We start from the raw sequence: 24893 nt of genomic DNA, 5'->3' as shown, positions 1-24893 counted from the left end.
CGGTTTTTTTGTGTTTTGTATTTTTGTTCTATACGAAAATTTACACAAGATTGTTCTTAAAATGCCAACCATTAGACCCAATTGTTATTGGTAATGAATCACTTATCTTTATACAAAGGATTGTAATTTAAATTCGTTTTATGGAAAACATTAAACTTCGGCATCTTAAAATTGTTAACATTCAAAACAACACACATGAAAAACATAAAATTTATTTTGAGCATACTGTTTACTTTAACAATATCTCAAGCATTTTCACAAACAGATAAAGCAACTACAATTAAAATTGTAGCCGATAAAAATTACGTATTCACAGCAAATAGCGCAATGCCTTTAGCCAGTAACGATATAAATAGAATTATGATGCGTTTCCCAGGCATGAATGGTGGAGGCGGAACCATAAACTTAACAGGTTCTCAATATGATTTGATAGTTACTAAAGATAGCATCGTTGCGTACTTACCATATTACGGTAGAGCTTTTAATGCACCGTATAACCCAAATGATGGTGGTATAAAGTTTACTTCAAAAAATTTCACTTATAAAGAAGAAAAAGTTAAAAAAGGCGGTTATACGATTAGCATAAACACCAATGATTTAAAAACTGAGAATTATCAAATGTTTCTTCGAATATCACAAAATGGTTATGCATCGTTGATGGTAAACAGTGTAAATAAACAGTCTATTAATTTTAATGGATTTTTAGAGGAACCAAAGAAAAAGAAATCAGAATCTTTATAGTATCATTTTTGCCACGGAATCACAGATGCTCACAGAACAATTATGGCATTATTTGATGACAGGAAAAGTTACTTACTAAAAAATTATTTATTGCTGTCTAGAAAAACTTTTACGATTGAGATTGTTTTTGTTCATTCAATCTAACTACTTTTTAATCATTTTTATTTCATAGATGTACGGCCATTTTTTGCCTGTTACGAATAAGCGTTTATTTGCCTTATCATAAGCAATTCCGTTCAAAACATTATTACCTCTTTCCCAGTCGGTTTTAAAATTATCGGCAGAGAACAATCCTGTTAAATCAATTTTACTTTCTACAGCGCCAGTTTGTGGGTTTATAATTACTATTGTGTTAGTTTGGTAAACATTAGCATAAATTTTACCATCGATGTATTCCAATTCATTTAAACTTTCTATCGCGGATTTATCATCAAAAACATCAATAGAACCTGTTTTTTGATAGGTGTTTTTATCCATAAAGTAAATGGTATTGGAACCATCCGAAGTATAAATTTTTTCTCCATCAAAGGTTAATCCCCAACCTTCTCTCCCAACTGTGTAAGGCAATTTTGATAATAATTTAAAGCTATCCTTATCATAAACAAAAGCTGTTTTCTCTTGCCATGTTAACTGTAGTATTTTATTGCGGACAACTGTAATGCCTTCTCCAAAATAAGCAGTATCTAATTTAGCCTGCTGCAATATTTTGCCAGTTTGTACATTTACCTTTCGCAAGTCTGATTTACCTTTTTCTCCTGTACCTTCATAAAAAAAACCGTCGTGGTATTCTAAACCTTCAACATAAGCCGCGGTATCGTGTGTCAATTTTGCAACTACTTTGTATGTATATAAATCTGGTGCTTTTGATGCTAAAACCACAATATTTGAGGTAATATCATCTGACTTATCTCCTTGATAAATCTTCGCAGTTACCAGGTGATTTCCCAATTTTAATCCTAATGTTTTTACTTGCAAACCAAGAGTATCTTTTGCTGTCGCAACCTTAGTTGAATCCATAAAGTAAACTACAGAATCTATTTTACTAGTTTTAGCAAAGTCGATTTTGACATCAATTGATTTACCTGATGTAACATTGGTGCCAGCTGATGGGGATACAAAACTACTATACCCAACAGCAGGTTCATCTTTACAAGAACTAGCCAGGTTTATAGCTATAGCGATAAGGAACAGTATTTTAATTTGATTAATCTTGAGGCCAAAAAGCATCTTCAATATGTTTTAATGTGTAAGTATTATCCTTTTTAAAAGTTATTGCTATTATATCAAAACGTATTTCATTTTGATGGTTCATAATTTCAATATATTCGAGCGAAGCAATTTCCATTTGCTTCTGTTTTGCTTGCTGAACAAAATCTTCAGGCTGACCAAATGCTACTGAAGTTCTGCTTTTAACTTCAACAAAAATTATGATTCCATTTTTGTAAACAATTAAATCAATTTCTGCTCTACCGTGAACCCAGTTTTCATCAAGTATTTCATACCCTTTGTCTTCAAGATATTTTTTTGCGATGTATTCGCCTTTCTGACCAAGTTCGTTGTGAGTAGCCACTTATGAAGTATTAATGGAGTGAATATAATAAATCTTTTAGTTCGATAAAACACAACTCATAATTATAGAATGAAATTATTCTATAAATGATGTTCCCTATTTAACGATAACTGAACCCAAGAATTTCGAAATTTCACGCTCCACTCCTTTTATAACGCCATACCGTTGCATTAAAATCATCTGATTATCGCCATCTGTTTCATCCTTAATTTCCTTTAATAAATTAGATAAAATTTTATCCACTTTACGTTTCTTTAAGTGAAAAATACCACCAAGAATTGTAGCCTTTAAATGCATGGTTTCATCTTTAACATAAATCTGATGTTTGTTTAACCAATTTTCACTTAACGAATACTCGGAAGTAGAAAGTGTAATTGCTAAATCTGCAATTGCTCTATCCTCATGTTTTATAAAATGGTTTGCAGTTGGCAACCTTCCATTATCAATTTCTGATTTATAATAATCGATTATCTTCTTACAAAGTTGGTTTTCAAAATCTACGTCAGCTAAATTTTGCATCACAAAAGAACCGATAACCATATCATCAATGTTATCCCAGTTCACAAATTCATGCCCGTAGGCGAGTAACAAACGGATAATTTCCTTTTCCTGGTGTTCGTCGCTATCTAGGGTTTCGGCAGGAGTACCAGCATTATCATCCCACAAATCATCTGGTGGACCAAGTGGTTCTGGTGCGCCCGAAGTATATGGTTTCTGATTAGAGTTATTTGCCCTCTGATTGCTTTCAAAAGACTTCTTGCTTTTTGCTGAACGGATTTTGTTTAATTCGGAAAGCAAAACACGCTCTTCTATTTCCAACAAACTGCTACACTCCCGAATAAAAACCGAAGCTTTAATCTGGTCAGGGATTTTAGCAATGCTCTCTACAATATCACGAATAATTCCTGCCCGTTTGATGGGGTCGGTTCCTGCTTCTTTTAAAAGTACGTTTGCTTTATAGAGTATAAAATCTTTACGATTTTCTTCGATGTAAGTTTTAAAGGCACCTGCACCAACATGATGCATGTATGAATCAGGATCATGGCCATCAGGAAAAGAAACGATTTTAACGTTTAAGCCTTCCTCCAAAATCATATCCAAACCACGAAGCGATGCTTTAATACCAGCAGCATCTCCATCAAAAAGAATGGTAACATTTTGTGTAAAACGACCGATAAGTTTGATTTGTTCAACCGTTAATGAAGTACCAGATGAGGCAACAACATTTTCAATACCGGCTTGATGAACCGAAAGCACATCGGCATATCCTTCTGCCAAATAGCAATTATCCAAATCGCGAATGGCCTTTTTAGCATGGAATAAACCATAAAGTACATTCGACTTGTGGTAAATTTCACTTTCTGGCGAGTTTACATATTTAGGAACATTTTTATCGGTTTTTAAAGTTCTACCACCAAAACCTATAACCCTACCGGTAAAATTATGAATGGGGAACATTACACGACCGCGAAAACGGTCGTAAATTTTACCATTATCATTTTTAATAGATAAACCTGTTTGCTCCAGAAACTCTAATTTATGACCGCTGTTAATAGCGTTTTGAGTCATTGCATCCCAAACATCGGGCGAATAGCCAACCTCAAATTTCTTTAAAATATCTTCTCTAAAACCACGCTCTTTAAAATAGCTTAGTCCGATACCTTTACCTTCATCGGTTTCCCAAAGTTGCTTTACAAAAAAAGATGCCGCAAATTGCGAAACAATGTATAAGCTTTCTTTAGCATTTTGAGCTTCTGTATCTTGAGGTGTTAATTCGGTTTCTTCAACCTCTATATTGTATTTGTTGGCTAAAAACTTAAGTGCTTCTGGGTAGTTGTATTTCTCGTGGTCCATTATAAAACGAACCGAATCGCCACCCTTACCACAGCCAAAGCATTTGTAAATTCCCTTTGTTACCGATACATGAAATGACGGGGTTTTTTCGCCATGAAAAGGACAATTTCCAATTAAACTGGTTCCGCGTTTTTTTAAATGCACAAAATCACCAACTACCTCCTCAATTCGAGCGGTATCCATGATTTTATCTATAGTTTCGCGGTTTATCAATTTATTATTGAGAAATTAGTATTAAGAATGTAGTATCAAGTATGTATTATTAGGTATCAAGACGTGATGACAAATAAAACGTTTGAGAGACCCAAAAATACCACAACTTATTTAACCAAAGGTAATAATTGGTCGGCTACTAATTTATTTCCGGTTTCGTTTAGGTGAACTCTATCTACTGTTAAGATACCCTTTTCTTTATCTTCAGGATTATTTTTAGCTTCATACTCGGCAAAAATTTTTCTCAAATCGCAAACAGGTAAATTATTTTTTGCAGCAAGTTGCCTAATCCCTTCCGCATATTTGTTTAAGTCGGCATCCAATTCGTTTGTACCATCTTTTTTCTCGCCAACTACAGATGGTGTTACCAAAACAACTTTACTACCAATACCTTGAATTTTGTTGATTAATGCTTGATAGAATTTTAAATACTTGTCGTAATCGGTTCCGGTGTGCGATGATTGTTTATGCCAAACATCGTTAATGCCTACATAAATTACTACCAAATCTGGTTTCTTATTCAATACATCATCTTCTAAACGCAGGTACAAATCATATACCTTATTGCCACCGATGCCAGCGCCCATTACCGTGTATTTAGTAGAATCTAACGATTTTTTGATTAAGGTAACATAGCCTTTTGCAGATACACCTTGTTGAGTAATCGAATCGCCAAAAAATATAATTCGCTTCGGTTTAAATGTCATTGAAGTAAATAATAAGATACAAACTGCAAAAAATAGGGTGATTTTTAATGTGGTTCTCATAGTGATTATTTTGTATTTGTTTTTTGAAATCTAGGTCTTAAAAATCAAAACTAAAATCGTTAGCGGCTAAATTGCTTCCAATTTAATTTCGTTAGGGAGGGAATAATTTGTAAAAATCTGAACTTGCAAAGCACAAATAATTAACAAATTAAAAATAAAACAGCTAATAAATTTTGATGAAAAGCTAGATTGCATTATCTATCATTTTATATTAATAAAGATAATAAATCTTTTAATCCAAAAGGTGATGTTACTTTCCCTTTTCCAGCTTATAATCTTTGTGGAGAATAAGAAAACTTGCTCGTTCTTCCTTTTTAAAAGGATAATCCCAATTGCCTTGATAAGTAATTTTTGTAGGCAGTTTATCTTCTCCAAAATAACCCATTTCAATATTCATTTGAACATCAAAATCAAAAATCATATTGCTATATTTCATATCAACATAACGCCCCAAAATATTAAAATTTCTTTTATCAAAAATGGTTACTAGGTCTTTTATCATTAGTCCATCTTTCGTCCAACTGCTTAAATCAGGCTTTACAGAAACTTTAAAACGATAAACCGGAATAGAATCTAAATAGGTTCCGCTTGTAAAAGCGTAATCATAGTATTGGCGCATATTGGCCGAAAATATTTCTGTTTTACTGCCAATAAATGGTACTTTAACCGGGCGTCCAGGATTAAAAATTAAAGTTTTTAGTTTGTTTTTGTAGCTCTCGTTAGTACCACCTTTACCATCTTCAGCAGGTGCATTAGGAACAAAATCGGTATTGTAAGCATTCATAAAAATGTAATCGAACATTTCTACCGTGTAAAGTTGGTACTTACCGTTCTTTTTATACATTTTGCCTTCATCTTGTTTTACAAGATATTCCATTTTATAAGGGCCGCTATTGTTATGTCTTATTTTACGATAAATCTTCCCATCAACTTTGTTTTTCTTATCATAACTATAAATACGATTTTCGGCAATAAATGTATATCGCTTCATATCTCGAAAAGCTTGATAGAAAGAAGTATCATTCATCACTGCTTTAATAAAAGTTTCAACGTTTAACCGTTCGGCTTTAATATTTACGGTCGAATCTAAAGTAATTGTTTTAACTGTATCGGGGTTAAATCTATCGATAACCTGACTGTAGCTTTGTAGAAAGAAAAGCGATAAGGTTATTAAAAAAAGTAATTTTTTCATGTATTGGCTATGTGTTCAAAAATGATGCCCTTTTAAAATGGAAAATGTAAAATGGTTGACGGAAAGTTAAACTCCATCTTACATTATTACATTTTACATCCATTACATCTTAATTAGTTCCCTAACTGTTTAACAGCAATGTATGCCATTAAACCTGTAGATAATTTAAGTGCGTCTTCATCAATATCAAATTTAGGTGTGTGTACAGAATAGCTGGTATCCTTCTCTAAATTTCCTGTTCCCAAACGATAAAAACATGCATCAGTTACTTGAGAGTAAAATGAAAAATCTTCAGCAGCCATCCAAATATCTAAATCAACTACATTTTCTTTGCCCAAAAAATCTTCTGCAAAACTTCTAGCATTTGCGGTCAACTTTTCTTCGTTAATTAAAAAAGGATAACCTCTGTGAATATCGAAATCGCAACTTCCGCCCATACTCTCTGCCATACCTTCGGCCATTTTTTTCATGCGTTTATGCGCTTCGTTTCTCCAGTCCTCATCTAAAGTTCTAAAAGTTCCTTCAATTTTAACCTCATTAGGGATGATGTTTGTTGCACCATTTGCAATTACTTTTCCGAAAGAAAGCACGGATGGTAAACGCGGATCGGCATTACGACTTACAATTTGTTGTAAGGCAATAATGATATGTGATGCAATTACAACCGAATCGATATTTTGGTGCGGTTGTGCACCATGACCACCTTTACCCGTTACTGTAACGTATAATTCATCAGTTGAAGCCATGTAGATACCAGAACGAAAACCTACTTTACCAGCATCAATTAAAGGCATAACGTGCTGGCCAACTATTGCATCTGGTTTAGGATTTTCTAAAACACCTTCTTTAATCATTATGCTTGCTCCACCCGGTAACAATTCTTCTGCAGGTTGAAAAATCAGTTTAATGGTTCCGCCAAACTCATCTTTTAATTGATTTAAAATATAGGCGGTTCCTAACAATGAGGAAGTGTGAACATCATGACCGCAAGCATGCATTACACCTTGATTTTTGGAACGATAAGGTTTATCGTTAGCTTCGTGAATTGGCAAAGCATCCATATCAGCTCGAAGTGCAATAACTTTATCTGAAGCAAGATTTCCTTTTATTAAACCTACTACACCTGTATTTGCACAATCAGTAAATTCTATTCCCCATTTTGTTAGTTTATCCTTAATAAACAATGAGGTTTCGAATTCTTTATAAGATAATTCGGGATTTGCATGTATATGGCGACGATAGCCTACCACATCATTAAAAATGCTTCCGGCTAAGTCTTTAATTTTATCTTTGATCATCAGTTGTTGTATCTAAAGTTGGTGCATTAATTTTTTCCCTAAAAATAAATAATGTTGGGAAGGTTGACCGAAGTTCGCTCATTAGACGTTGAGCCTCCAAACGTGTGCGGAAATCACCTACACGCAAATAATAATTAGGTTCTTTGTAGATGATATAGGTATTAATTTTTGGATAACTACCTTTGAAACGTGATTGCTGGTTAAAAATTTCCCTTCTATCGGAGCCATAAAAAACCTGTACCCGATATCCATAATCAGACACAACTGGTTTGTTTGGCTTTGTTGTTACATCGCCTCCGGTTCTGTAAACTTCTATTCGTTTAGCAATCAGGCTATCAATTAAAGGATCTTTTACTACAGTAACTACCCCTTTTTGAGCGAAGGAAGTATTGATTATGATGAGCAAGAATGCAATGGTATAAATTATTTTCATTTTTGTTGACTTAAAGTTGGCTAAAAATACGAATGCCGAACTTTCTGCAAAATTCGGCATTCTTTGTGGGTTGTGCAAATGGAAGTTTTCCTGCTATTTTGGTCTCCAGTAAAGTAAATTTTCAATAAAATATATGACTTGTAATAAGAATTTTATTTATTGTAATGAAAACGACATTGAATAATTGCACACTGCTGATCTACGCCTTTGCCTCCAGATATCTGATAAACCAAGCGATGTTCGCCTGTAATACGTCTAGACCAAAAACCCTTTAAATTGTGTTTTAATGGCTCAGGCTTCCCCAAGCCATGAAATGGAGTTCTTTTAATATCTTTTAATAGATTTCTGATTTTCTTTTCTGCTTCTTCGTCATTATCCATCCAATATTCGAAATCTTCCCAAGCCTCATCGGTAAATACTATATTCATTTTTTAATGCTATTCGCCTGTACTATCATTTAAAACAAATGATTTCACTTTACCTTTCTTTAAGCTATCAATTGATTTTTCTAAACGTTTTCTATTTGTTTCTGAAGACATAAGGTGTGCCGTTTCTGTAAGTGCATTGTATTCCTTTATTGAAATTACAACAACCGCATCATCTTCATTATTATTACGTGGCACAATCAAAATATCATCAGTTCTACTAACTTCATCAAAATAGTTTTTCATGTTTGTTCTTAAAGAGGAAATTGTAACTGCCTTCATAACTTATCGATTGTACAAGCAAATGTACGCTATAAAGTACAAATTTTAAAATATTTTAAAATATTTTCCCGAGGATGTAGTCAATTTCTATATAAATAAAAAAGCCACATCGAATGATGTGGCCTAACTTTAATATTGTTGCAAATTACAAATTCGCTCCGTGGCAGTTTTTGTATTTTTTACCACTTCCACAAGGGCAAGGTTCATTCCGTCCTACTGTTGCTTCTTTACGAATTGGTTGTTGCGGAACAGCCTCACGAGTATCTCCGAATTCGATACCTGGCTCTTCATGTCCAAATTCTTGTTTAGTAGTTTGCAATTTTGGCTGTTTTACCGGTGCTGGTGCTTCTTTAATTTCATCAGCTTCTTGCTGAACTGGAATACCACCTTTATATAAGAAACTTACAACCTCTTTATTAACAGCAGTTAGCATGTTTTTAAATAAGTTAAATGCTTCCATTTTGTAGATTACCAATGGATCTTTTTGTTCGTAAACTGCGTTTTGTACAGATTGTTTTAAATCGTCCATCTCACGTAAGTGCTCTTTCCAACTGTCATCTATCAAAGCTAAAACAATTGTTTTTTCGAATGAGCGAACAACTTCCTTTCCTTTATTATCAATCGCTTTCTTTAAATCTACCGCAACCTGAATACCACGAATGCCATCAGTAAATGGAACAACAATCTGTTCGATGTGCTGACCTCTTTCTTCGTAAACCTGAGTTAAAACAGGTAAAGATTGTTGAATAATTGCTTCTGATTTACGAGCATAAAAAGTTTCTGCCTCTTCAAATAATTTTTCGGTTAGTTGAGCAGCATTTGTTGATGAAAATTCTTTATCGGTAATTGCCGTATCTAATGAGAAGTTTTTAATTACTTCTAATTTAAAGCCATCATAATTCGATTCTTGTTTGTACTCGTTAACGATATCTTCTGCAACATCATAAACCATGTTGTTCATGTCAACATCCAAACGTTCACCAAATAATGCATTTTTACGCTTAGCATAAATAACGGTACGCTGAGAGTTCATAACATCATCGTACTCCAATAAACGCTTACGAATACCAAAGTTGTTTTCCTCTACTTTTTTCTGTGCCCGTTCGATAGATTTAGTAATCATAGAGTGTTGAATTACTTCGCCATCTTCAATTCCCATACGAACCATAATGCTTGAAATTCTTTCTGAACCAAACAAACGCATCAAATTATCTTCTAATGAAACGAAGAATTGAGATGAACCAGGATCGCCCTGACGACCAGCACGACCGCGTAACTGTCTGTCCACACGACGAGATTCATGACGTTCGGTACCAACAATTGCTAAACCGCCTGCATCTTTAACGCCTGCGCCTAATTTTATATCCGTACCACGACCAGCCATGTTAGTAGCAATCGTTACCTGTCCTGATTGACCAGCCTCAGCAACAATATCCGCCTCTCTTTGGTGCATTTTTGCATTCAGTACGTTGTGTTTAATGCCACGCAGTTTAAGCATTCTACTTAATAACTCTGAAATTTCTACTGAGGTTGTACCTACTAAAACAGGTCTGCCAGCTTCCGTTAATTTCACGATTTCATCCGCTACCGCATTATATTTTTCACGAACTGTACGATATACATAATCTTGCTGATCAAGACGTGAAATATTTCTGTTTGTTGGAATTTCAACTACATCCAATTTATAGATAGACCAAAACTCTCCAGCTTCAGTAGTCGCAGTACCCGTCATACCGCAAAGTTTGTGGTACATACGGAAATAGTTTTGCAAGGTTACTGTTGCGTAAGTCTGCGTTGCATCTTCAACCTTTACGTTTTCTTTAGCTTCAATCGCTTGGTGCAAACCATCAGAGTAACGGCGACCATCCATAATACGACCAGTTTGCTCATCAACAATTTTAATTTTACCTTCATCAATGATGTATTCAACATCAATTTCGAATAAAGTATAAGCTTTTAAAAGTTGATTAACCGAGTGAATACGTTCTGCTTTTACAGAATAATCTCTCATTAAGGCATCTTTTGTAATTACCTTTTCTTCAAGTGGCAAATCAGATTTTTCTAAATCTGCAACTTCGGTACCTACATCTGGCAAAACAAAAAAGTTAGGGTCTTCGCCAGATTGCGTAATCAATTCGATACCCTTTTCTGTTAACTCTACCTGATTATTTTTCTCATCAATATAAAAGAACAATTCAGAATCTACCTTTGGCATATTCTTAGATTGGTCTGCCATGTAGTAGTTTTCGGTTTTTAAAAGTAAACCACGAACACCACTTTCACTTAAAAATTTAATTAAAGCTTTGTTTTTAGGCAAACCACGGTAAGCACGTAATAATGCTAAACCACCTTCACCTTCTTCGGTACCAGTATTGCCTGCATTAATTAATTTTTTTGCTTCGTTTAAAGCAGAAGAAACATAAGCTTTTTGAGCATTTACCAAACGTTCGATACGTGGTTTCAACTCATAAAATTCATGTTCATCACCTCTTGGTATTGGGCCTGAAATAATCAATGGCGTACGAGCATCATCAATTAGAACCGAATCGACCTCATCTACCATAGCAAAATGCTGCTTACGCTGCACCAACTGGTCAGGTGTTTGCGACATATTGTCACGCAAGTAATCAAACCCGAACTCGTTATTGGTTCCGTAGGTGATATCTGATGCGTAAGCTTTTCTTCTTTCTTCTGAATTGGGTTCGTGTTTATCAATACAATCAACACTTAAACCGTGGAACTCGAATAAAGGACCATTCCACTCGCTATCTCTACGAGCCAAATAATCATTCACGGTTACAATGTGAACACCTTGTCCGGCAAGTGCATTTAAATAAGCAGGAAGCGTACTTACTAAGGTTTTACCCTCACCAGTAGCCATTTCGGCAATTTTACCGCTGTGTAAAACAATACCGCCAATTAATTGAACGTCGTAATGAACCATGTTCCATACAACCTCTGTACCCGCAGCATCCCAACGGTTTGCCCATTGTGCCTTATCGCCAACAATTTTTACATTGCTTTTTCTTGCTGCGTAGTCTCTATCGAATTGTGTTGCCGTAACTTCCAGGTATTCGTTTTCACTTAAACGACGAGAAGTTTCCTTCACCACAGCAAAAGCTTCAGGAAGAAGTTCTAAAAGTACTTTCTCTAATTCTGTATCACGGTCTTTACCTAAAGCATCAACTTGATCGTATAAAGCTGTTTTTTGATGAAGATCTAAATCCTCATTTTCAGCATCGGCTTTCAAAGCCGAAATTTTACCGTCAATATCAGATAAAAAAGCAGAAATTCTACCTTTAAATTCTATTGTTTTAGCACGCAACTCATCATTGCTTATAGAAGATAACTTAGCGTATTCTTCGTTTATTTTAACAACCAAAGGCTGTATGCTTTTTATATCTCTTTCTGATTTACTTCCGAAAACCTTCGCTAAAAATCCTAACATTATATTTTAAATCGTATTTATTTTAAAAACTGGTGTGTTACAACAACCACGCCATAGCCTTTGCTAAGTCAGTTTGGCAGTTATAAGCGGCTAAAATTAAGGATATATTCTAAATTATCGGTTATATTGCTTCATGATAAATTAAATCATCTACACAAAACACCAAATTATAGCTATTTAAGTGATTCGTATTCCATTGCATCCAAAACATAATACCCGATATTTTAGATGATTTAGGCAGGCGATTCTTATTGTTTGATAACTTTAAGTTTGAGATAGTAAATTCTAACATGCAAAACATCGAAAAACATAAAATTGCTTTAAACTTCTTTTCAAAACACTTAATTTGGCACGATACAATAGGACAACACCTTTTAGTTTCTCAAGTTATGGAAACAGAAGGAAATGATATTTTTACAAATTTATTTCAACTGCAACCTTTTGTAAGCATTCATTCTATCAAAACAATTGCATAATGGATTCACCAGGAAAAATTTATTTAGCAGACCAACGAGGCTTAGATGAATCGTCAATACTTCGAAGATACAGTACTTTCAATTTTGAAAAATTTTATAGCGAACACAAAGAACCTTTTGCAGAAATATTTTTATTAAATGATGATTCGATAGCTTGTGGAAAAATGACTTTTTTCCTATCAAAACAAGATTCGTTACAAATACTTATGCCAATTACCGGTGGATTAGATGTTGTTTTAAATGGCAAAGAATATGCCTTAGAAACCGGGCAAATTCAGGCGCTAAATGTTAGCAAAGGTGAAGTTTTAGAAATCAGCAATCCATATAAAGATGATGTTATGAATTATCTTCAAATTGGAATAAGCACTGATATATTTCTACTCAGACATAGTGAGATGCTGTATAATTTTAGTTTCGACCAAGATAAGAACCAACTTATCGAAGTTATTTCGAACAATAAATTGCCATTTAAATTAAGTGCCGGAATTTTTGCCGGACAAGTAGAAGCGATTTACAAAATGCAAAATTCGGAAAGCAAATTTTATGCTTTCATAATTGATGGTGCATTTGAAGTTGAAGGCAGATTGTTGCAAGCCAGAGATGGTTTAGCGCTTTGGAACACAAATGAAGTAGAGTTAGAAGCGCTTAGTAATAACGCAATCGTATTGGTATTGGAACTAAAACCCTCTATTTTCTAAAGAGTTTAAGCCCAAAGTTATTTCATAAATTGCTTTCTGTAATTAGAACATTATTTAAAAACTACTTCCGTAGCACCATAACCAAACTTTTCTTTCCTAGCATCCATATAGGTTTTAATGTGAGGGTTTTTACTTATCAGTTTATGAATTTTATCTCTTAAAGTTCCATTTCCAGAACCATGGATAAAAATCATTTTATCGAAATGGTGAACAACCGCAGCATCTAATGCATTTTGGAAATGAGATAATTGAATTTGCAACATTTCATCAGCTTCTAAAAAGTGATGGTCGTCACGAAGTTTTTCTATGTGTAAATCAATCTCTTTTGATGGAGCATCAACAGTTTTCTTTTCAGCAGGCGATTTGAAAAAGCTTTCTTTTAATTTTTGGGCATCTATGGTAACAGAAGGTAATTCATCTAAACGAATTAACCAGCCTTTGTTTTTTAATTGTGGCAATTCTTTTTGCTCAATTGAAAAATCCTTCGCTCTAAATTTCTTGTTAATTACTAAAGGTTCAGCAGGTTTTACATCAGCTTTGCTAAATAACAAAACCTGAAAAGTAAATTCCGGCCATATATCTAAATCGGCAAGTGAAGCAGAATAAACCAGTTTAGGTTGATATGCCTCTAAAACTCCATAAAATGAGCCCTCATATTTGTCTTTACGCACTGTAGTAAGTGTGGTTAAAAGTACATTTGCCGATTGATTGAGCAAGTGAAAATGCACTACATTTCCTGCTTTATCATCTGTTGCCACAGCTAGGTAAATTCCATTTTCTAATTTACCTACACTTGCAACATTTACCTGAATAGGCTTTGGCACATCAATTTCTTCGGCAATAACACCATGACCATGAACAGAAGTTAAATTGCTGATGGCTACCGGAATTTCAAATCCATCTTCATCGGTAACACCCAACGTTTGCGCATCAATAACCTTGGTTACATAGCCTTCACGTTTTTCATCAACAAAACGCACAAAATCACCCAGCTTAAATTTCATCTTAAAAATATTAAATTAAGAGCTTGTATCATAAATACGAATATCATCCTATGCCTGCCGAAAGACTTGTAAAACTATTTTTTAAAGCGTTTAATCAAGCTCAGCGTAACAAAATTTAATGATAGTTCGATTATGACCCATCTCATCATTTCACCAAAGGTACCGATTTTTAGATTAGGCTACGATGAGCATATTTCTAACCTGTTGCAACTCGCCATTTTGAAGTCGGGCGTAATAAACCCCTGGTGAATAGTTTTGATTTTCGAAAGTGATATTATAATTCCCTTCTTCTTTTACGGCATCAACAACGGTCGTAATTAATCTGCCCATGGTATTAAAAACTTGTATTAAAACATGGCCACCTTTTGAAGAATATTTTATTGTTGTAGAGGTGGAAAAAGGATTCGGATAATTTGATATTAAACTTTCGCCGCTTAAATGATTTGCCTGTGCCAAACTGGTCGACATACAATTTGTACCAGCCTGTATAAGTGGTAATGATTGGAAATCTTTAAGCATTACGCCAGATAAGGTAGCTTTATCTACGCAAAACCATTTCTCTAACAATGTGGCATAAACCGACCTAAAATCATATTGCATCGGAATATTATCGTTAACAGATGTTGTGGCAGAAATTGTTGGGTTTTTTCCTAAAACACCACCTTGTATGGCATCTCCAAAAACGATTAGCGGAGCCGCAGCACCATGGTCGGTTCCGTTACTGGCATTAGATTTTATCCGTCTGCCGAATTCAGAAAAAGTCATTCCGGCAACTCTTTTAGCAGCACCTAAACCTTTCAAATCATCCATAAAAGCTTTAATGGCATCGCTTACCTTTTGTAGTAAAACCGCATGGGTTCCTGTTTCGTTTGCACCAGTATTTACTTGCGATGCATGGGTATCAAAAGAACCTATATTAACCATGTAAAGCCTGGTTTTTAAACCACCGCCAACCAAACGAGCTACAACTTTTAGTTGGTCGGCTAGCGAGTTGTTGCTTGGATACGTGCCCTGCTTGGTAACTTTGCCCGCAGCAGTTTTTATAACTGAAGCATACTGCTGGGTTTGTTGCGCAACTTGCCTTACATAAGTTAGCTCCTTACCTGCATTAGAATTTGGTGCAGGAGATTGTATCCCATTTATCAGATTGTAAAAGTTTACCGGATCAGAAATCGCCATACCCATATTTACAGATGGACCTTGAAACGCAGGTGAAATAAAAGAACCAATTTGAATGGCTAAAGGATCGGGCATTACCGAATTCGGATACCCAATCGGGAAGTTGGTATATTCTTCTGCCAGATATCTTCCTGCCCAACCACTATCAACAACTTGGTCAGAATCTGATGCAGAAAGCCAAATGTCAGTAGCCCTAAAATGACTAAAATTTGGCTGAGGATAACCAACAGATTGAACAACCTGAACTTTACCATTATCATACAAACTTGCCAAGCCCGCCATAGCAGGATGAATGCCCGTATTGTAGCCAGATAGTTTTATAATTTTGTTTTTTGGAAGGATAATATTTGGACGGGCTAATGTTAAATTATCGTATTGATCTAACGGTAGAATCATGTTCAACCCGTCGTTTCCTCCATTTAATTGAATAATAACCAACACATGATCAGTTTCCTGATTAGCGGCAGTTATTGCAGATAGCAAACTCGACGCACCAAAAGCTTTTAGTGAAAAACCACCCAGTAATGAAGGAATTACCACTCCTGCCGGCATTGCCTTGGTTAAAAAGTCACGCCTTTTCATGATAGCTGATATTCTTCAAGGTTCATGATGTATTTATAAAACTCTTGTAATCGGGTTTGCACGATGGTAGTTTTCATGGTTGTTGGTGCTGCTTTATAATCCAACCAGGCGGTAGTCCAGTAGTTATCCGTAACCTGATTACTTAGAAGGATGCTTTTCAAAAACTTTTTAACCTCTGCACTTACATCAATGGTGTACAAATGCGCAATGGCTTCATCAACCAACAGATTTGGATCTTCGGGCTTACTAAATTTTGCTGTGTACGCTATCGGGTCGATTACTATTTTCTTCCCATTTCTAGTATAGCCTGTACTGATAAATCTATCGGTAAAAATATTTCTTTTAGGCAATGTATCCGAGTTAATCCAAAGTTCATAAAACTGAGGTACCTGATAATATGCAGGCCAGCCAGATACATTGGGCGGATCGCCAAGGTTTTGCTGCAAATTCGACGCTGTACTTCGTAAATAATCACTCATGTAATAAACATTCACATAATCAGAAGCATCCGGAAAAACGATTTCGAATTCTCTGGCCAACCCAACTACAAAGTCTACTGGCGATTTAATATTACAAGATCGATTTTGCGGTAAAAAGAAATGGCTACTGGTGAGCAAGGCTTTTAAAACAGGTTTAATCTCGTAGTTTGCATTTCGAAAGATTTCGGCTAATGGAATTATAATATTCGATTCAACATCTGAAGTAATATCGTAATACACAAAAAAGCGGTAAAGCCTTCGGCAAATGTATTTGCTAACTTCAACCTGTGTAAAAATCATGTCGAGTAAATCATCTACCTCTTTTGCTCCATCGGCACCTGTTCTTCCTTTAATTAATTTACTGCCATAAAATGATGAAAATTGTTTGTCGGTAGCATCGTGCCTGTTGGCATCAAAAACTGTATTTATTGCTACACCATCTAACTTATAACCTGTTAATAAGCGAGCAGCAGCTTTTACATCTGCTTCGGTATATTTAGAATCAGGACCTTTTCCAACGGTGAAAAGCTCCTGTAATTCTCGGCTGTAATTCTCATCAGGTGCCGATTTTGTACTTGCATAACCATTTAAATAACGAACCATTGCTGGGTCGATGGTTACTTGTTTGACTAGTGTTTTAAAATTGCCAAAAGCAAGGCTGCGTAGTAAATTATTGTGCTTGTAAATATATCTCGCATCATCAACGGTATCAGCTTCGGTGGCAAAATGATTGTGCCAAAATAGCGCCATTTTCTCCCTGAGCGAAATCGGTTGATTAAGCATTTGCGTTAACCACCAAGATTTAAAGGAAGCGACGCGACGACTATTAGCTGTTCCATCAGTATAAATTGCATTTACCCAGGTTTGCCCTGCTGGAACATTCGCATCGGTGTAACCTGTATCATTATAGTTATTAATTGGAGGATTTGGAAGTGGCAAATCTTTTAAAAGCAAATCGACAACCTGCGTTACCGATTGACCCACAAGTGTGTTAATATCATTTCTTTTGGCGCCAAATAAAGTGCGTTTCAATAAATGATTTAATTCTTTAGACCCGAAATTTCCTGAGTAAACGTTTATTGCCATATAGTAACTGTAGGGACGAAATAAAACTAAACATTATCTTGTTGAATTACAGTTATTTTACACGAAATATCAAAAATTACATACTAAAATGGAATTTACCAACGTATAAGCGCACTTGCCCAGGTAAAGCCTGAACCAAAAGCCGCCAAACAAACTAAATCACCATCTTTAATTTTGCCCGCTTCCCAAGCTTCGCATAATGCGATTGGTACAGATGCAGCTGTTGTATTACCATATTTTTGAATGTTGTTAAATACCTGGTCATCCTTTAAACCAAGCAATTGCTGTACATATTGGCTGATTCTTAGATTTGCCTGGTGCGGCACCAACATATCTATATCTTTTTCTGTTAAATTATTTGCAGCCAAAGCTTCCTTAATTACTTCGGGGAATTTTACAACTGCTTTTTTAAAAACCGATGGCCCATCCATATAAGGTAATGCAGCACCACTTGCTAAAATTTCAGGCGTCATAAACAAACCTCCCAATTCCTGATCTGGAAAGGCAGGTTTATCTTTCATCCATTTATTTGCATGAGAACCGGGATAGTACATGGCCAATATTTCTGCATCAGCACCATCGCTATGCAAATGCGTACTCAAAATGCCTTTGCCCGGTTCATCAGTTGGTTGTAAAACCACAGCTCCGGCTCCATCGCCAAAAATTACAGATACGTTTCTGCTTCGGGTTTCAAAATCCATTGCGAAAGAGTGTTTTTCGCTACCAACAACCAAAACGTTTTTATACATGCCAGTTTTAACAAACTGATCTGCCACAGATAATGCATAAACAAAGCCTGAACATTGATTGCGAATATCCAATGCACCAATTTCGCCCATACCCATTTCGCGTTGCAATAACACACCACAACCCGGAAAATAATAATCAGGACTTAAAGTTGCAAACACAATAAAATCAACATCTTTAGCTGTTATTCCTGCTCTTTCTATCGCAATTTTTGAAGCTTCGATGCCCATTGTTGTAGTCGTTTCTTCGTATCTATCTGCAAATCGGCGTTCTTTAATTCCGGTACGTTCCTGGATCCATTCATCGCTGGTTTCCATAAAGCGACTTAAATCATTGTTGGTATATACATTTTTCGGAACGTAATATCCGATTCCTGCAATTTTGGATTGGTGCATGTTTATTATAATTTGGTTAATCAAAGTTAATCATTTATCAGCGAAGGTATTATTATTCATGTTAGAACAAAATCTTGATACTTGATACTAAATACTTGATACTAATGTTTATTTTTGCGCCATGTCTACAGAAACCAAAGAAGAGACCTTTACGCTCGAAGAAATTTTAACTTCTCTAAAAACCGTACATCGCCTTATTTTGTGGAATGATGATGTAAATACTTTTGAACACGTTATATATTGTATGATGAAGTATTTGGATTATAACGAATCTCAATCTGAAAAAATTGCCTGGAAAGTTCATAATGACGGTAAATGCCCGGTTTTGGAAGGTTCATTTACCGAAATGGAAGTTTATAGAAAAATTTTGCAGCAAGAAGGGTTAAGTGTTACGGTTGATTAGAATGCAACGAGTTATTTGTTTTTTGATATTCTCTTTTATCGTTCAGAAAACAAACGCACAATCATTTGCTGATAAATTATTAGCAGATTCAAGTGTAACTGGTTTACAAATCAGTTATTCTAAAAAAGGAAAAATCACAACTATTATTGCTGGTTTTTCAGATAGTGAAACCAAACAAAAAGTTACATCAAAAACTATCTTTCAAGCTGCTTCATTAAGTAAAGTTGTTTTAGCTTACATCTGTTTAGAATTGGCTAATAAAAAGCAAATCGATTTAGATAAACCGCTAATCTCTTATTATGAATATCCGAGAATAAAAAATGATTCTGCAGCTAAAATGATTACTGCAAGAATGGTTTTAATGCATACGAGCGGACTACCAAACTGGACGGAAAATCCGTTGAAGAAATCTTGGGCAACATCTCCGTTAAGTACTAGTTTTGAGCCCGGAACCTACTGGAAATATTCTGGCGAAGGTTTTGTTTTTCTGCAGTTGGCAATACAAAATATTTTAAAGAAGGATTTAGAGCAAATTGCAGAGGAGATGGTATTTAAGCCATTAGTGATGAACAACTCTTCGTTCATCTGGAAGGAGGAATTTGAATCTGTTGCTGCTTTCGGACATGATGACAAATCAGAACAAACACAGCGAGTGCCATTCTTTTTACCAAATGCAGCTTTTTCACTTTTAACAACGGCTTCCGATTACCAGACTTTTTTGAACGCTTTTTGCCATAAATATCTATCAAATTTACTTTCAGATTCAGTTGCTGTTTACGACGCAAAAGAACCTAAACCTTCAGCAAAAAGTTTATTTTGGGGCTTGGGCATTGGCATCCAAGAAAATGAATTAGGAAAAATGCTTTGGCATTGGGGTGATAATGGCGATTTTCAAAATTTTTTTATGATCAATCCTGAAAAAGATGAAATATTGGTATGTTTCACAAATAGCGCCAACGGATTGAAAATTATGAAGCCAGTGCTATCTCATTTCTTTGATACAAAAAACTGGCCAGCAGCAAGCTGGTTAGGCAATTAACCCTTTCAAAAGCTGATTTAATTCCTGCTGAGTACTTTGCGTTTTATCTTTTGCGTACCAGCCATGAAGTTTTTCTGATAAGATTGTCATTTCAGTAGTTTCCTTTCGCCATTCCTTTAAAAGTTCTTGCAAAACCTGTGGTCTTGGTGCCCAAGTTGCCAAAACTTTATCACCAGTTTCATTCAAAACTAAAAGAACAGGAATCGCCCTACCGCCATTTGTTAAATGAGCATCAATCAAAGGCAGATTTTTATCACGAAGTACAAATTTTAAATCAATTTTACCCAAAGATGCTGTTGCAATTTTATTAATTACAGGAACAATCTGGGCAGCATCACCACACCAACCTTCGGTAATTACTAAAAACTTATAATTCTCTTTAAGATGCTCAACAGTTGATGTTAACTCATTGGTTAAGCTTATCGTTTTATCAACACGACTCATTCTTTGCACATTCATTTTTGTGTAGTGCAAATCGTAAGTTACATCGCCTGTAGCTTTTCCTTCTAACAAAAGTTTATCTATCAAAGCACGGTATGTTAAATAATCCATTCCTTGCTCGTTAAAAATTTCGTTGTAATTAATCATGATAATTAAAATTATAGCGCAAAGAAAAGGAGAAAATCAATCAAAATAATCATTGATTTGCAAGAAGTATATAAATGAAAATATTCGACTATTAATAAGTCAACTAACTTTTAATCTGTACCATATGCACTCTGTGTAAGTTTCTAAACCCGATTGAAATGGAAAGCCCAGAGCGTAGCGAGGACTTGAAATGTAAAGCGGAGCTGCTGTAACCTAAAAGCTGCGAAACCTGCTTTTCAAAAAATTAAATTGTTAAAGAACTCACATGCTTTGTCAGTTCTACAAAAGCTTCAACAGTTAATTGTTCTGCTCTCTTCTCAAAATAAATATGATTATCCATTTTATCTCTTGGCATAACTGCCGAAAGTGCGTTTCGCAAGGTTTTTCTTCTTTGATTAAAGCCAGCTTTTACAACACGCCAAAACAATTTCTCATCACAATCTAGAGCCTCAATTTCATTTCTTGTTAAACGGATAATTGCAGAATGAACTTTAGGTGGTGGATTAAAAGTACCTGGTTTTACGGTAAAAAGGTATTCGATTTTATAATACGCCTGTAAAAACACACTTAAAATTCCATACTCTTTTGTTCCCGAAGGCGAAGCACATCGTTGGGCAACTTCTTTTTGAAACATACCCACCATTTCTACAACCTTATTGCGATTATCTAAAATCTTAAATAAAATTTGCGACGAAATGTTGTATGGGAAATTACCAATGATGGCAAACTTATCTGGAAAAATATCATCAAAACTTAATTTAAGAAAATCTCCATTTATTAATTTATCGCCAAGCTGCGGGTACCTTTCATTCAGAAAATGGAACGATTCCGTGTCGATATCAATAAGATAAGTTTGTAAATCTTCGCGTTGCAACAAAAAATCAGATAAAATCCCCATTCCTGGCCCTACTTCTAAAACTTGGTTATATTTATCGGTACTTACCAAGCTTTCTACAATGCGTTTAGCAATGCCTTTATCGGTTAAAAAATGCTGACCTAAATGTTTTTTCGCTTTTACTAAACTCATACCCCGAATCCCGATAAATCAGGACTTTTAAAATTAAATTATGTATCAAAGATAGGCTTAATATTTCTTTGCAAATAACTTAGTGTTCTTTGCGGTTTCATTTTTTTTAAAGTCTTTAAACAAAAATCAGTAATTTGCGCTAAAATTTTCCATTAATTATGAGCAATAAACTTAAAATTGGTATTAGTATAGGCGATGTAAATGGCATAGGTTTAGAGGTAATTATTAAAACATTATCTAATCCGGCTATCTTAAATTATTGTACACCAATTGTTTATGGTCATACAAAAGTTTCGTCTTTTCATAGAAAAGCAAATAATCTTGGCGACTTTAGTTTTAACGTAATTAATCACGCAAATCAAGCGCAGCTTAAAAAAGCAAACATGATTAATTGCTGGGAAGAAGATGTTAAAATTGAACTTGGCCAGGTTACAGAAACAGGCGGAAAATATGCGCTTTTATCTTTAGAAAGAGCAACTGTCGATTTGGTAAACGGCGATATTGATGCCCTTGTTACGGCACCAATTAATAAGCACAATATCCAGTCAGAAAATTTTTCTTTTCCTGGTCATACCGAATATTTACAAGAAAAATGTGGCAGTAAAGATGTGCTGATGTTTTTAATTAGCGAAAGCTTACGCGTTGGTGTAGTTACCGGTCATATTCCTGTGTCAGCTGTTCCGGCAGCAATTACAAAAGAAAAAATTGTTAACAAAATCCGATTGATTAACGAAAGTTTAAAAAAGGATTTCTGGATTGAGAAACCAAAAATAGCGGTTTTAGGCTTAAATCCTCATGCTAGCGATAATGGCTTATTAGGCACCGAGGAGGCAGAAATTATTGCTCCAGCAATACAAGAAGCTTATGATAGAGGCGTTATTTGCTTTGGTCCGTACCCCGCGGATGGCTTTTTTGGCAACGGTAGCTATAAAAAGTTCGATGCTGTTTTAGCCATGTACCACGACCAAGGCTTAATTCCATTTAAAACTTTGGCTTTTCATAATGGCGTTAATTATACAGCTGGCTTAAAGTTTGTACGCACCTCTCCCGACCATGGAACGGGTTATGATATTGCAGGTAAAGATTTAGCAGATTCTACATCGTTTACCGAAGCACTATTTGCAGCCATACATATTGTTAAAAACCGCAGAGAGCAAGAAGAATTGCTCAGCAACCAATTACGCGGAGGCGGTAAAGTGGTAGAAACACAATTCGACATTAAGGATGATGCTTCATAAGGCTGAGGGTGTGAATGTTTGAAGTAAAACATAAAGATAATTACCATTCTTAAAATACGTTTTTGTAAAGCAAGGTTCTATTTTTATCGGTTTCTGTAGTCCTGCTTTCCCTACAAGCCCAATGAAGAATTGGGGCTTTTCGTCCAATCAGGTTTATTTTTGTTAAAGTTTTGCATTAAACTTAATTTCAAAATAAAATGATTTCATTAGTATTGAAACCAATAAGAAATTTATAAAGAGATGATATTATCACCAATTATAAAACCGGAAGAGTTAGCCTGGCTAAATCAGGATGAAGAGATTGTTATTATTGATGCCAGTGCTGGTTCAAAAGCAAGATATGATTCACAACATTTAGTCGGAGCATTATTTGCAGATGTTAACGAGGACCTAGCAAATATTAGCGATTTTGCTATTGGTGGTCGACACCCATTACCAACTGCCGAACAATTCTCTGCTGTTTTACAAAAATTTGGAATCACCAAAAATACTTATGTAATTGTTTACGATGATAAAAATGGCGGAAATGCGGCAGCTAGATTATGGTGGATGCTAAAAGCAATTGGGCATCAAAAAATTCGGGTAATTGATGGTGGTTTTCAGGCTGCAGTAAAGGCTGGCTTCCCAACAACAAGCAAAATTGAAACACCTAAATCAGTCGAAAAATACGATGTGCAAGATTGGAACTTACCGTTATCAAATATCCACGAAGTTGAAAAAATTGCCAAAACAGATGATTATTTAGTTGTTGATGTTCGAGATGCAAACCGTTATGCCGGCCTAACAGAGCCAATTGATTTAATTGCAGGGCATATTCCGGGTGCAATAAATATTCCATTTACCGAAAATCTTGACGCAGAAGGACGGTTTTTGCCCTCAGAAATTTTAAAAGAAAAATATACTTCCGCGTTAGGAAAAATTAAACCTGAAAACGTAATTGTTCATTGTGGCTCTGGTATTACAGCTTGCCACACGCTTTTAGCTATGGATTATGCTGGATTGGAAATTCCAAAACTTTACGTTGGCTCATGGAGCGAATGGAGTAGAAATGAAAAGGAAATGGTTCTAAAAAATTAAATCCATGAGATTTTAAAAGAATTACAGCTTTTTAACAGATAACAATTTATAAAAAACATTTTTTATCTAATTTATTTATCCCTACATTTGCAGGCTAAAATTTTATAGTACTTTGAACCCGCTAAAACAATTTTCAGTACCGTTTACCGGATTAAAATTGGGAATCCATCAGTTTGAATATGAGCTTGATGACACCTTTTTTAATGCTTTCGAGTACTCATTAATTAAAAGCGGTAATTTAAAGGTTGACCTGGAACTTGATAAACAGGAGACCATGTTGCTGTTAAGATTTAAAGTTATTGGCACCGTAAATTTAGATTGCGATAAATGCTTATCTGAATTTCCATTACCAATAAATTTGTACGAAAGACAGATTGTAAAATTTGCTGGTGATGATTTAGAAAGCGACGATGATGAAATTATTTCATTAAGCAGAAAAGAAACCGCAATTGATATATCAGGTCCGCTATACGAAATGATTAACGTAGCAGTGCCATATATTAAAAACTGCGAGCAAGCAGGTAAAGATTGCGACCAGGAAATGATTGAGCGATTGGAGCAACTATCCATCGATAAGCAAGCAGAAGAAAATAAACAAAATAGCGACCCACGTTGGGAAGCACTTAATAAGTTAAAAAAATAATTAGATTAT

24 protein-coding genes are annotated in these 24893 nt (G+C 35.1%); 8 read left to right on the top strand and 16 right to left on the bottom strand.

What is annotated here, in order from left to right:
• The first annotated feature begins 195 nt into the window (after window positions 1-195).
• The gene (locus tag ACFOWA_RS13840; RefSeq protein WP_378986075.1) at window positions 196-741 is read left to right on the top strand and encodes a DUF4251 domain-containing protein; all 546 of its coding nucleotides are present in this window, start codon (window positions 196-198) and stop codon (window positions 739-741) included.
• Window positions 742-885: 144 nt separating this feature from the next.
• On the opposite strand, the gene ACFOWA_RS13835 is transcribed toward ACFOWA_RS13840, so the two are convergent.
• The 10 genes from ACFOWA_RS13835 to secA all read right to left on the bottom strand — a co-directional run bounded on the left by ACFOWA_RS13835 (window position 886) and on the right by secA (window position 12223).
• Window positions 886-1968, bottom strand: a complete 1083-nt coding sequence (locus ACFOWA_RS13835) for a glutaminyl-peptide cyclotransferase (RefSeq protein ID WP_378986073.1) — start codon at window positions 1966-1968, stop codon at window positions 886-888.
• Entirely contained in the window at window positions 1946-2311 is a 366-nt protein-coding gene (locus ACFOWA_RS13830) for a YraN family protein (protein ID WP_378986071.1), read from the bottom strand. The genes ACFOWA_RS13835 and ACFOWA_RS13830 overlap by 23 nt, the downstream gene beginning before the upstream one ends.
• A 96-nt stretch (window positions 2312-2407) precedes the next feature.
• Window positions 2408-4348, bottom strand: a complete 1941-nt coding sequence (dnaG, locus tag ACFOWA_RS13825; protein ID WP_378986069.1) for a DNA primase — start codon at window positions 4346-4348, stop codon at window positions 2408-2410.
• 137 nt (window positions 4349-4485) lie between these two features.
• The gene (locus ACFOWA_RS13820) at window positions 4486-5145 is read right to left on the bottom strand and encodes an SGNH/GDSL hydrolase family protein (RefSeq protein ID WP_378986067.1); all 660 of its coding nucleotides are present in this window, start codon (window positions 5143-5145) and stop codon (window positions 4486-4488) included.
• 250 nt (window positions 5146-5395) lie between these two features.
• Window positions 5396-6337 carry a hypothetical protein gene (locus ACFOWA_RS13815; RefSeq protein ID WP_378986065.1) on the bottom strand — a complete coding sequence of 314 codons (942 nt, stop codon included), beginning with the start codon at window positions 6335-6337 and terminating at the stop codon, window positions 5396-5398.
• Window positions 6338-6450: 113 nt separating this feature from the next.
• Window positions 6451-7635 (bottom strand): M20 metallopeptidase family protein, encoded by a 1185-nt coding sequence (locus ACFOWA_RS13810; protein ID WP_378986063.1) that lies wholly within the window; start codon window positions 7633-7635, stop codon window positions 6451-6453.
• Window positions 7622-8128, bottom strand: coding sequence for an SPOR domain-containing protein (locus ACFOWA_RS13805; RefSeq protein WP_378986061.1), 507 nt, complete (start codon window positions 8126-8128; stop codon window positions 7622-7624). The genes ACFOWA_RS13810 and ACFOWA_RS13805 overlap by 14 nt, the downstream gene beginning before the upstream one ends.
• Before the next feature lie 92 nt (window positions 8129-8220).
• Window positions 8221-8496: a Txe/YoeB family addiction module toxin gene (locus tag ACFOWA_RS13800; protein ID WP_378986059.1), complete on the bottom strand. Its 276-nt coding sequence runs from the start codon at window positions 8494-8496 to the stop codon at window positions 8221-8223.
• Between the two features lie 9 nt (window positions 8497-8505).
• Window positions 8506-8775, bottom strand: coding sequence for a type II toxin-antitoxin system Phd/YefM family antitoxin (locus tag ACFOWA_RS13795; RefSeq protein ID WP_378986057.1), 270 nt, complete (start codon window positions 8773-8775; stop codon window positions 8506-8508).
• Between the two features lie 145 nt (window positions 8776-8920).
• Complete coding sequence (gene secA, locus ACFOWA_RS13790; RefSeq protein WP_378986055.1) at window positions 8921-12223, bottom strand: preprotein translocase subunit SecA; 3303 nt, start codon at window positions 12221-12223, stop codon at window positions 8921-8923.
• A gap of 290 nt (window positions 12224-12513) precedes the next feature.
• Between secA and ACFOWA_RS13785 the strand changes: the two genes are divergently transcribed.
• Entirely contained in the window at window positions 12514-12699 is a 186-nt protein-coding gene (locus tag ACFOWA_RS13785) for a hypothetical protein (RefSeq protein ID WP_378986053.1), read from the top strand.
• Window positions 12699-13397, top strand: coding sequence for a pirin family protein (locus ACFOWA_RS13780; RefSeq protein ID WP_378986051.1), 699 nt, complete (start codon window positions 12699-12701; stop codon window positions 13395-13397). The genes ACFOWA_RS13785 and ACFOWA_RS13780 overlap by 1 nt, the downstream gene beginning before the upstream one ends.
• Window positions 13398-13447: 50 nt before the next feature.
• On the opposite strand, the gene ACFOWA_RS13775 is transcribed toward ACFOWA_RS13780, so the two are convergent.
• The 4 genes from ACFOWA_RS13775 to ACFOWA_RS13760 all read right to left on the bottom strand — a co-directional run bounded on the left by ACFOWA_RS13775 (window position 13448) and on the right by ACFOWA_RS13760 (window position 18869).
• Window positions 13448-14401 carry a Smr/MutS family protein gene (locus tag ACFOWA_RS13775; protein ID WP_378986049.1) on the bottom strand — a complete coding sequence of 318 codons (954 nt, stop codon included), beginning with the start codon at window positions 14399-14401 and terminating at the stop codon, window positions 13448-13450.
• 174 nt (window positions 14402-14575) lie between these two features.
• On the bottom strand, window positions 14576-16162 hold the full coding sequence (locus ACFOWA_RS13770; protein WP_378986047.1) for a DUF1501 domain-containing protein: 1587 nt from the start codon (window positions 16160-16162) through the stop codon (window positions 14576-14578).
• Window positions 16159-17727, bottom strand: coding sequence for a DUF1800 domain-containing protein (locus ACFOWA_RS13765; protein ID WP_378986045.1), 1569 nt, complete (start codon window positions 17725-17727; stop codon window positions 16159-16161). The genes ACFOWA_RS13770 and ACFOWA_RS13765 overlap by 4 nt, the downstream gene beginning before the upstream one ends.
• A 95-nt stretch (window positions 17728-17822) precedes the next feature.
• Complete coding sequence (locus ACFOWA_RS13760) at window positions 17823-18869, bottom strand: 3-oxoacyl-ACP synthase III family protein (RefSeq protein WP_378986043.1); 1047 nt, start codon at window positions 18867-18869, stop codon at window positions 17823-17825.
• 121 nt (window positions 18870-18990) lie between these two features.
• Here ACFOWA_RS13760 and ACFOWA_RS13755 point away from each other — a divergent pair, with 121 nt between their 5' ends.
• Complete coding sequence (locus ACFOWA_RS13755; protein ID WP_378986041.1) at window positions 18991-19272, top strand: ATP-dependent Clp protease adaptor ClpS; 282 nt, start codon at window positions 18991-18993, stop codon at window positions 19270-19272.
• A 1-nt stretch (window position 19273) separates the two neighbouring features.
• Window positions 19274-20311, top strand: a complete 1038-nt coding sequence (locus ACFOWA_RS13750; protein ID WP_378986039.1) for a serine hydrolase domain-containing protein — start codon at window positions 19274-19276, stop codon at window positions 20309-20311.
• Here the strand turns inward: ACFOWA_RS13750 and ACFOWA_RS13745 are convergent.
• Together ACFOWA_RS13745 and rsmA are read right to left on the bottom strand one after the other, a co-directional pair.
• Window positions 20300-20899, bottom strand: a complete 600-nt coding sequence (locus tag ACFOWA_RS13745) for a thioredoxin family protein (protein WP_378986037.1) — start codon at window positions 20897-20899, stop codon at window positions 20300-20302. The genes ACFOWA_RS13750 and ACFOWA_RS13745 overlap by 12 nt on opposite strands.
• A gap of 244 nt (window positions 20900-21143) precedes the next feature.
• On the bottom strand, window positions 21144-21926 hold the full coding sequence (gene rsmA, locus ACFOWA_RS13740; RefSeq protein WP_378986035.1) for a 16S rRNA (adenine(1518)-N(6)/adenine(1519)-N(6))-dimethyltransferase RsmA: 783 nt from the start codon (window positions 21924-21926) through the stop codon (window positions 21144-21146).
• Between the two features lie 158 nt (window positions 21927-22084).
• Here rsmA and pdxA point away from each other — a divergent pair, with 158 nt between their 5' ends.
• The 3 genes from pdxA (at window position 22085) to ACFOWA_RS13725 (ending at window position 24884) form a co-directional block, all read left to right on the top strand.
• The gene (gene pdxA, locus ACFOWA_RS13735; RefSeq protein WP_378986033.1) at window positions 22085-23164 is read left to right on the top strand and encodes a 4-hydroxythreonine-4-phosphate dehydrogenase PdxA; all 1080 of its coding nucleotides are present in this window, start codon (window positions 22085-22087) and stop codon (window positions 23162-23164) included.
• A gap of 240 nt (window positions 23165-23404) precedes the next feature.
• Window positions 23405-24241 carry a sulfurtransferase gene (locus ACFOWA_RS13730; RefSeq protein ID WP_378986031.1) on the top strand — a complete coding sequence of 279 codons (837 nt, stop codon included), beginning with the start codon at window positions 23405-23407 and terminating at the stop codon, window positions 24239-24241.
• A gap of 112 nt (window positions 24242-24353) precedes the next feature.
• A complete protein-coding gene (locus ACFOWA_RS13725) occupies window positions 24354-24884 on the top strand; it encodes a YceD family protein (protein ID WP_378986029.1) in 531 nt (176 codons plus the stop codon).
• The last annotated feature ends 9 nt before the right edge of the window (window positions 24885-24893 follow it).

Source organism: Pedobacter lithocola (genome assembly GCF_042650845.1).
GTDB classification, from domain to species: Bacteria; Bacteroidota; Bacteroidia; order Sphingobacteriales; family Sphingobacteriaceae; genus Pedobacter; species Pedobacter lithocola.
This window is presented reverse-complemented; position numbering and strand designations above follow the sequence as displayed.